Here is a 7,050-nt window from a genome sequence, read left to right as displayed (position 1 = left end):
GTCGAACGGCGCCGGCTCGGGGGATTCGTGGCTCGCACGGCTCGCGGCCTGGTGGCTCGCGCCCGCGCGGCGACCGGTGCTCGCGACCGCCGGGCTGCTGGTGGTCGCCACGGTGGGTCTCGCGTGGCTGCGTGTCACGCCAATGCCCGAACGCCAGGTCTCCGCGCTGCGCGGCGACTCGCAGGAGTCGGGCGTTCAGGTGCTCGAGCCCCAGCGCTGGAACGGTGGCCGGCGCGTGAACCTGCGCTGGGAAGCGGTCGCGGGCGCCGATGCCTACCGGGTGCGCTTCCTATCGGATGAACTCGAGGAGATCGGCTTCGCGGGACCGCTTCGCGAAACGCACTACGACCTCACTGCGGCGCCGCCGGCCGTGACCGGGCGTTCGACCGTGATCTACCAGATCGAGGCACTGCAGGGCCTCGATGTGATCGCGACCTCGGCGACGCGCAGCTACACGCGCCCCTAGGCAAGCAAGGCTGCGCGGCGCGCGCGAGGTGATGCAGCGCCCTGCGCACAACCCTCTGTTAGACTCTCCGGCGCCTTTCTCGACTTCCTCCTCTCCGATCGGGCGCCCGGATGGAGTTTTCTGCCGTCATCGTCAACTACGACTCGCGCGAGCCGCTCGCCGGATGCCTCGACGCACTCGAGGCGGCGGCGGCCGGCCATTCGCATGAGACCCTGGTCGTGGACAACAGCCCCGGCGACGGCACCGCGCAATGGCTGCGCGAACGCCATCCGAGCGTGCGGATCCTGGCGAATCGCGACAACCTCGGCTTCGCGCGAGCGGTCAATCAGGGACTCGAGGCGACCACGACCCCGTTCGCGCTGGTGCTGAATCCCGACTGCGAGCTCGAGCGCGACGCGCTCGACGCGCTCCTCGCGCACCATGCCGCGAATCCGCGCTGCGGCATCGCCGCGCCGCGAATCCACAATCCCGACGGCACGCTCGAGTATTCGGCCCGCTCCTATCCCGGGCCGCTCACCGTGCTCTTCAATCGCTATTCGCTGCTCACTCGATTGTTCCCCCGCAATCCGTGGTCGCGCGGCTATCTGCTCACCGACTGGGATCACGCGAGCGTCCGAGACGTGGACTGGGTCTCGGGCGCCTGCATGCTGGTGCGGCGCGAAGCGATCGCCCAGGTCGGACCGTTCGACGAAGGATTCTTCATGTTCAACGAAGACGTCGACTGGTGCCGGCGCATGAACCTGGCCGGCTGGCGCGTGACCTACGTCTCCTCGGCGCGCGCCGTACACCACGTGGGCGCGAGCAGGCACCGGGTCTCGAACAAGGTGATCTGGGAACGTCACCGCGGCATGTTGCGCTACTTCCGCAAGCACCACCGCCCGAACCCGATCTCCTCGGGGCTCGTGGCGCTGTTCGTCATGTCGCGTGCTTCCCTGATGGTGGCACTCAACGGGATGAAGCCGCGATGACCCCACGTCTGCCCTACTCGCTGATCCTCGGGGTGGCGAGTGCGCTGGTCACGGTGTTCCTGGTGCCGCTGGCGATGCGACTCGCGCTGCGGATCGGGGCGGTCGCTCAGCCCGGCGCGCGACACGTCCACCGCGATCCGGTGCCGCGGCTCGGCGGGCTTGCGATGGCGGCGGGAGTGCTGGGCGTCTCATGGGCGTGCTACCTGCTGCCGGGCCCCGCGCATCATCTGGATCCACGCTTCCTGCTCGGCCTGACCCTCGCGTCGATTCCGATCCTGGCACTCGGCGTGGTCGACGATGCGCGCGGCACTTCGCCGCTCGCCAAGCTCGGCGTCCAGGCGTGCGCGGCGGTGGTGCTCGCGCAATACGGGTTCGGCGTACACGTGGTGACGAACCCGCTCGGCGATCCGATCGCGGCCGGGTGGCTGAACCTGCCGCTCACGATCGTGTGGGTGCTGGTGGTCACCAACGCGATCAACCTGATCGACGGCCTCGACGGACTCGCGGCCGGCGTGGTGTTGATCGCCGCCATGACGCTGTGGTGGACCGGGCGCGTGCACCAGGATTTCTACGTCATGTTCCTGGCCGCACCGCTGGCCGGAGCCACGCTCGGATTCCTGCGCTGGAATTTTCCGCGCGCGCGCGCCTTCATGGGCGACACCGGGAGTCAGTTCCTGGGGTTGGCGCTCGCCGCGATCTCATTGCTCGAGAATCGCAAGGGCACCGCGACCGTGACGCTGCTGCTGCCGCTGGTCGCGCTGTTCCTGCCGATCGCAGACGGCGTGCTGGCATTCGCGCGTCGCGCCGCCAGCGGCGAGCCGGTGTTTCGCGCCGACTCGAGCCACATCCACCACCGGCTGCTGCACCTCGGGCTCTCGCCGCGCAACGCGACCCTGCTGATGTGGGGCGTGAGCCTGGCGCTCGCACTGGTGGCGATCGCGCTCGAAGGCCGCCCGAGACGGGCGGGCTGGATCACGCTCGCGAGTCTGGCCGCAGTGCTGTGGATCGCGTTCGAGGTGCTGGAAGGCGTGGAGCGAAGGCGGAGGCGCTCTACATCCACCTCGAGTAGTTGAGCTTGATGCTCCAGTGCATCACGTTCGGGCCTTCGTCGGGGAACGTGACGTTGTCGGTCTTCGCATCACTGCTCCACTGCATGCGCGTGTCCACGCCGATCAGGCTCTTGCCGCTGATCGGCACGTTCATGCCGCCGGTCAGGTACATACCGGGGCGCACCATCGAGTAGTCCTGGCCGCTGCGGTACACGTGGTAGTAGAACGCGCCGGCGCCCAGTCCGATGTAGGGGCGCGCGCCCGTGTTCCACTTGAAGTGGCGCGTCATCTCGATCGTGAGCGGTGCCGAAACTTCGGCGGCCGCACCGAAGCGGCCGAGCAGATCGAGGTTGGCGTGCACGCCCGCGGCCCAGCGACGCGACACGAAGCGGTTGTAGCCGAAGCCTCCGCCGACGTTGCCGGGCGCATGAAAATCCGCCGCCGACTTGGCGTAGCCGAAGCGCAGCGACATCCAGTTGGCGCCCTTCTGCCACGGCGTCGCGTGGGTCACGTCCTCGGCTTCTTCCTTCGCGATCTTCTCGCGCTTGGCGGTGCGGTTGGCTTCCTTCTTCCTGGCTGCCTCGATCTGCGATGCGCTGCGTGCTTCGCGCTTCTCGGCCCTGGTCAGCGTCGCCGCCTTCGAGGTGTCGGCCGGCGCGGGGGTGCTCTGGGCGCACGATTCGCGCGCCACCAAACCGGCCGCCAGCGCGACCGTGAGGACGAGCGCAACGACGGCGCCCGGCCGGTGAAGGATCGACCAGCCCTGCTTCACGAGCACGCTCCTTGGAACGGGAAGTCGCTTCGAGTGCGAGGCCCACACGCTCGCAAAATCAGGGGCGGAACCCTAGCAGATGGTCGCGCGCGAACGAAAGAGGCAACCCGCGCAGATCGGAACCTCGGCGTGGCAGCCGAAAGGGGCTTCCGCCGCGGGCGCGGCTCGGCTAGTTTGCCGGCCATGCCGCCCCGCGAGCCGTCTCGTGCCTTGCGACCGATTCTCATGCTCGTGCTGACGTTCGCGACCGTCGGCTGCGGCACCCGGTCCGAGCCGCAGTCGGGTGTCTCGGATTTGAGCTTCGAAGAGATCGAGACGCGTCGCGACACCACCGGCCTCTCTCGAGGCGTCGCGCCGCTCAAGCAGTTCAGCGCGTCACGCGGGCCCGCCGGTGGCGTGGTCGCACGTGGCGAGCTGCAGTTTCCCGACAGCACCCTGGTCACGGTCACGCTGAGTCGCGCGGGTGAGCGTCATGCGCTCGCGCAGGCGCAGGCCGTGATCCGTCGCGGGCGATTCGTCACGGCGCCGATCTTCGGCAGCGAAGGGCCCCTCGCGACCGGGAACTACCGCATGGAGATCACCGCCTTGTTCGACGCCGGGATCCAACCCGAAATCGTGATGCGCAGCACCCGGGACGGGCAAAACCTGCGCGGCCCCGGCATCACGCGCGATCGCTTCGGCGTGCCGGCCTACCACCACGAGCAGGAGCTGACTCTGTGAGCCGCGCAACCGAACGCACCCGGCGCAGTGGCTCGCGCACGCCGGCACTGCGCTACCGCTCGGCGCGGCGCACCGACGTCGAATCTCTGGCCGATCTCGGCGCCCGCGCCTATCGCGTTGCGAGCCTCGAGAAGCGCCGCAGCTTCTACACCGAGCATCCACGATTCACCCTGCGCGACGTGCGCGTCGGCGAAGTGGGCGGCGAGATCGTGGCCTCGCTGGTGCTCTACCCGCTCGAGGCCGCGGTGCGCGGCCGACACGTTCCGATGGTCGGCGTCGGCTCGGTGGCGGTCGCTCCCGAGCATCGGCGTCGCGGCCTGGGCGAGGCCATGATGCGCGCCGCGCTGCGCGAGATGCGCACCGCCGGGCGCGGGCTTTCGATGCTCTATCCGTTTCGCGCCTCGTTCTACCGCAAGCTCGGGTGGGGACTGTGCGAGCTGGTGCAGCAGTACGCATTTGCACCCGCGAATCTCACCCCCTCGGACGAAGCGCGGCACGTGCGGCGCCTGCGGGTGCCGGATCGACCGCGCGTTCAGGCGCTCTACGATCAGGTGGCGGCCGGCGGACACTTCACGCTCGCGCGTTCCGAAGCGTGGTGGTCGCGGCGACTGTGGGAATACCCCGGCGACTGGGTGGTGTACGCGAAGGGCCGCGGTGCCATCGAGGGCTACCTCTACTACGAGGCCGATCCTTCGAAGGGCCCGTTCAAGCTGGCGCTCTCGGTCTCGGAGATCGTCGCCGCGACGCCCGAGGCTCATCGGGGGCTGATCGGCCATCTCGCGACGCTGCGCGATCAGGTCGAGGAGATTCATCTCGCGGCGCCGGCGCGCAACGCGTGGCCGCATCTGCTGCGTGACGCTCAGAATCTGCATCCGGGTTCCGAGATCGGCGCCTATCACGACACCGGGAACCTCGCGCACGGCGCCTATCTCCGGCTGGTCGACGTGAAGGCCGCGCTCGAAGCGTTGCCGATCGCGACCGGAACGCGCGGTGAACTCACGCTCGAAGTCGAAGATGCGCTCCTGCCGAGCAATGCCCGCGTGTGGCGCGTGAAGAGCGACGGCGGCGCGCGGCTCGCCGTCACTCCGAGCCGCGCGGCCGCCCCCGCCCCCGCTCATGCGCGCACCTCGGTCGAGACGCTCGCATCACTGGTGTCGGGTGCGCTGCCGGCTCGCGCGGCGAACCATGCCGCGCTCCTTGAGGCCACCCCCGCCGCGATCGAGCTGTTCGAAGCCTGGTACCCGGGCGGGCCCGCGTTCCTGCACCCGTTCAACGCGTTCTAACCGCCGCGCGCACGCGCGGCGCGCTTCAAGGAGACCCTCGCTCGTGTCGCAAGCCGATTTTCGCGTCAACCACGTCCTGGTACCGCGCTTTCGCGACACCGACGCGATGGGCCACATCAACAATGCCGTCTACATCACCTATCTCGAGGTCGGCCGCCAGGCCTACTGGGCCGAACTCGAGGACGGCCGCAACGACTACCGCCGCGTGCCGTTCATCCTGGCGAGCGTGAACGCGGACTTCCGCTCCGAGGCGCTGGTCAACGAGGTGCTCGAGGTCGGGGTCCGTTGCGAGTGGATCGGCACCAAGTCGTTCGGCTTCGTCTACGAGATCCGCGAGCGTGCGAGCGGCCGCGTGGTGGTGACCGCGACCAGTGTGCAGGTCTGCTACGACTACGAGGCGAAGCGCAGTTTCGCGATGCCCGCGGAACTGCGGGCCAGGCTCGAAGCGTTCGAGCGCCGCACGCTCGCGCGGCGCTGAACCATGCCGACCGGGCGCGGGTGGCCGTCGTCGAACGCCGAGCAGCGCCGCTTCTTCCAGAGCCTTCCCGAGTCGGCCAAGCTGCAACTCACACTCGCCGTGTTCTGCACTTTTTGCGTGATCGGCGTCATGAACGACGTGTGGGCGGTCACCACGATGCGTCCGATGAAGCTGATGGTCGTGATCACGGTGGGATCCGGCCTGATGTCGGCGATCGCGCTGCAGTCCCTGATGCGCGATCGGCGCTGGACGTTCGTGGCGGCCGCGTTCCCGTTGCTGTTCTTCCTGGCCGCCCGCATGTTCGGTGAAACGGTCGGCCCGGTGCCGCCCACCCTGGCTGCGATCAAACAGCGTCTGTTCATCGACGGAATGACGTGCCTCACGACCACGGTCGCCGGCTACGCGCTGTTCATCGGCTTCATCACGCGCGCGGGCCGCCAGCAATTGCGGCTCCGCACCGAAGTCGAGCTGGCGGGTGCAATTCACGACGCGCTGGTGCCCGCGATCGGCGCACGCCTCGGCCACTTCGACGTGCATGGCCGTGCGCAGCCGAGTTCCGAAGTCGGCGGCGATCTGTTCGATGCCTTCGCATCCGGCGATGCCACGATCGCGTGCATCGCCGACGTCTCGGGACACGGCGTTCATGCCGGCACGCTCATGGCCATGGTGCGAAGCGCGGTGCGCACCCGGCTGCGCGGCCCGGCGCCGTTGCCCGAAGTGCTGCGCGACCTGAACCTCTTGCTGCTCGAGCTGGAGCAGCGCGAGCGTTTCGTGACGCTGGCGCTGCTGCGTTTCGACGGTGAGGGAGTCGAGGTCGCCAACGCCGGACATCCGCCGATTCTGCGGCTGCGAACCGGCGCCGCTCGGTGCGAGACGTTCGAATCGACGGCACCACCGGCCGGCGTGACGGCCGACCCGCGTTTCGACTCGCAGCGCGTGACGGCGGGGCGCGGCGATCTGTTCGTGCTGTATTCCGACGGGATCTCCGAGGTCTCCGATCGCACCGGGCGCGAGTTCGGGGTGGCCGGAATCGAGCGCATCGTGGTGGCGAACGCGGCGCGAAGCCTGGCGGAGATTCACGATGCGGTACTGTCTGCGGCACGTGCCCACGGCCCCCAGACCGACGATCAAACCCTGTTACTGGTGAGGAGAGTCACGTGAGCGACGAACCCGCACGTCCCGCCAAACGACTCAGCCGCCGCCGCTTCTTGACGCTCGGCGCCGGATCCGCCGCCGCGCTCTACGGCACCGCGCTGATGGCGGGAGCGACACCCGTCGCCGCCGCACGCGCGAAGCCCGCTCGCGCACCCCGTG

The 7,050-nt window shown here is 69.0% G+C and carries 9 protein-coding genes; 8 read left to right on the top strand and 1 reads right to left on the bottom strand.

Features of this window, described 5'->3' with window-relative positions:
• The 3 genes from HOP12_13040 to HOP12_13030 form a co-directional block, all read left to right on the top strand.
• A partial coding sequence (locus HOP12_13040; GenBank protein NOT35070.1) for a hypothetical protein occupies positions 1 to 466 on the top strand: 466 nt, incomplete at its 5' end.
• Positions 467 to 576: 110 nt separating this feature from the next.
• Complete coding sequence (locus HOP12_13035; protein NOT35069.1) at positions 577 to 1,434, top strand: glycosyltransferase family 2 protein; 858 nt, start codon at positions 577 to 579, stop codon at positions 1,432 to 1,434.
• Complete coding sequence (locus tag HOP12_13030) at positions 1,431 to 2,507, top strand: undecaprenyl/decaprenyl-phosphate alpha-N-acetylglucosaminyl 1-phosphate transferase (protein ID NOT35068.1); 1,077 nt, start codon at positions 1,431 to 1,433, stop codon at positions 2,505 to 2,507. Before HOP12_13035 ends, HOP12_13030 begins: the two co-directional genes overlap by 4 nt.
• On the opposite strand, the gene HOP12_13025 is transcribed toward HOP12_13030, so the two are convergent.
• Entirely contained in the window at positions 2,485 to 3,255 is a 771-nt protein-coding gene (locus HOP12_13025; protein NOT35067.1) for a hypothetical protein, read from the bottom strand. The genes HOP12_13030 and HOP12_13025 overlap by 23 nt on opposite strands.
• Before the next feature lie 210 nt (positions 3,256 to 3,465).
• Here HOP12_13025 and HOP12_13020 point away from each other — a divergent pair, with 210 nt between their 5' ends.
• The 5 genes from HOP12_13020 to HOP12_13000 all read left to right on the top strand — a co-directional run.
• Complete coding sequence (locus HOP12_13020; protein NOT35066.1) at positions 3,466 to 3,975, top strand: hypothetical protein; 510 nt, start codon at positions 3,466 to 3,468, stop codon at positions 3,973 to 3,975.
• The gene (locus HOP12_13015) at positions 3,972 to 5,258 is read left to right on the top strand and encodes a GNAT family N-acetyltransferase (GenBank protein ID NOT35065.1); all 1,287 of its coding nucleotides are present in this window, start codon (positions 3,972 to 3,974) and stop codon (positions 5,256 to 5,258) included. Before HOP12_13020 ends, HOP12_13015 begins: the two co-directional genes overlap by 4 nt.
• Positions 5,259 to 5,301: 43 nt before the next feature.
• Entirely contained in the window at positions 5,302 to 5,736 is a 435-nt protein-coding gene (locus HOP12_13010; protein NOT35064.1) for an acyl-CoA thioesterase, read from the top strand.
• Positions 5,737 to 5,739: 3 nt separating this feature from the next.
• Entirely contained in the window at positions 5,740 to 6,897 is a 1,158-nt protein-coding gene (locus tag HOP12_13005) for a serine/threonine-protein phosphatase (protein ID NOT35063.1), read from the top strand.
• Positions 6,894 to 7,050: hypothetical protein (locus tag HOP12_13000; protein NOT35062.1), on the top strand; the 157-nt coding region annotated here is incomplete at its 3' end. The genes HOP12_13005 and HOP12_13000, both read left to right, overlap by 4 nt.

It is taken from the genome of Candidatus Eisenbacteria bacterium, from assembly GCA_013140805.1.
GTDB lineage: Bacteria > Eisenbacteria > RBG-16-71-46 > RBG-16-71-46 > RBG-16-71-46 > JABFRW01.
Note: the sequence above shows the minus strand (reverse complement) of the source record. Positions and strands in the feature narration are given on the sequence as shown.

Bases quoted from the DNA above. Each gene is read 5' to 3' on its own strand.
- HOP12_13005 (NOT35063.1), top strand. From the start codon at position 5,740: ATGCCGACCGGGCGCGGGTGGCCGTCGTCGAACGCCGAGCAGCGCCGC.
- HOP12_13035 (NOT35069.1), top strand. From the start codon at position 577: ATGGAGTTTTCTGCCGTCATCGTCAACTACGACTCGCGCGAGCCGCTC.
- HOP12_13030 (NOT35068.1), top strand. From the start codon at position 1,431: ATGACCCCACGTCTGCCCTACTCGCTGATCCTCGGGGTGGCGAGTGCG.